Origin of the sequence: Ornithinibacter sp., assembly GCF_035443565.1 — a bacterium.
Taxonomy (GTDB): domain Bacteria; phylum Actinomycetota; class Actinomycetes; order Actinomycetales; family Dermatophilaceae; genus Fodinibacter.
This window is the reverse complement of sequence record NZ_DAORSO010000337.1, coordinates 1-1,556: the sequence shown is the minus strand read 5'-3', so window position 1 is coordinate 1,556 and position 1,556 is coordinate 1. Positions and strand designations below refer to the sequence as shown.

Genomic DNA, 1,556 nt, shown 5'->3' with positions numbered 1-1,556 from the left:
TGCTCGCCGTCGGCGGCATGGTCGCCGTCGCGGCGATCACCCAGCTGCTCGGCGTGCTCCAGACGTGGCTGTCGACCCAGGTCGGTCAGCGCGTCATGCACGAGCTGCGAACCCGCGTGTTCACCCACCTCCAGCGCCAGTCGCTCGGCTTCTTCACCCGCACTCGCGGCGGGGAGGTGCAGTCGCGCCTGACCAACGACGTCAACGGGATGCAGGGCGTCGTCACCTCGACCGCCACGTCCATCGCCGCGAACCTCACGACGGCCGTCGCCACGGCGATTGCGATGGTCGCGCTCTCGTGGCGCCTGGCGCTGCTCTCGCTTCTCGTCATCCCGCCGGCCCTCTGGCTGACGCGCAAGGTCGCCCTGATCCGGCGAGCCGTGACCGCGCAGCAGCAACGCCACCTCGCCGACCTCAACCACCAGATCGACGAGGGGCTCTCGGTGAGCGGCGTGCGCCTGGCCAAGACGCTCGGCACCTCGACCCGCAACGCGCAGCGCTTCGCGACGACCTCGCACGAGCTCGTCGACCTCGAGCTGCGCTCGCAGCTCGCCGGGCGCTGGCGGATGGCCACGATGCAGATCGTCTTCGCCGTCATCCCGGCCCTGGTCTACCTCGCGGCCGGTCTGCCGGCGACGTCGAGCGGCATGACGATCGGCACGCTCGTCGCCTTCACGACGCTCCAGGCCGGCATCTTCCGACCGCTCATGGGGCTGCTCAACGTCGGTGCGCAGTGGGTCGCGTCGATGGCGCTGTTCTCCCGCGTCTTCGAGTACCTCGACCTCGTGCCCGACGTCCCGGCACCGGCGCACCCGGTGCCGCTCGACCCGGCATCCGTGCGGGGATCGGTCGCCCTCCAGGGCGTCACCCTGCGCTACCCCGGCGCCGACCGGGATGCCGTCGCCGGGCTCACGCTCTCGGTTCCGGCCGGGTCGACGCTGGCCCTCGTCGGGGCCACCGGCTCGGGCAAGTCGACCGTCGCCGGGCTGCTGGCGAGGTTGCACGACCCGGATGCCGGGCGGGTCACGGTTGACGGGGTCGACGTGCGCGACCTCGACCCGGACGTGCTCGCATCGATCGTCGGGGTGGTCTCGCAGGAGAGCTACCTCGTGCACGCCTCGGTGCGTGACAACCTGCTGCTCGCCCGCCCCGAGGCGAGCGAGGGGGAGCTGTGGGCGGCGCTGGCCGCAGCCCAGGTCGCCGACCTCGTGGCGTCCCTGGCCGACGGACTCGACACCGTCGTGGGGGCGCGTGGGCACCGCTTCTCCGGGGGTGAGCAGCAGCGACTCGCTGTTGCCCGCACGATCCTGCGCGACCCCCCGGTGCTCGTGCTCGACGAGGCCACCTCGGCCCTCGACACCAGCACCGAGCGGGCCCTCCAGCGGGCGCTCGACGAACTGGCCCGTGGACGCACCACCATCACGATCGCCCACCGCCTGTCGACCGTGCGCGACGTCGACCGGATCGCCGTGCTCGACGCCGGCCGCCTCGTCGAGTCGGGCACCCACGACGAACTGGTCGCTGCGGGCGGGCAGTACGCCGCCCTCGTCGCCGCC

Annotated in this window: 1 protein-coding gene; it reads left to right on the top strand. The window is 72.7% G+C overall.

Going from position 1 to position 1,556, the window contains the following annotated elements; genetic code table 11:
* Positions 1–1,556, top strand: a 1,556-nt coding sequence (locus PLL68_RS14995) for an ABC transporter ATP-binding protein (protein WP_324535468.1), incomplete at both ends; no start/stop codon positions are given.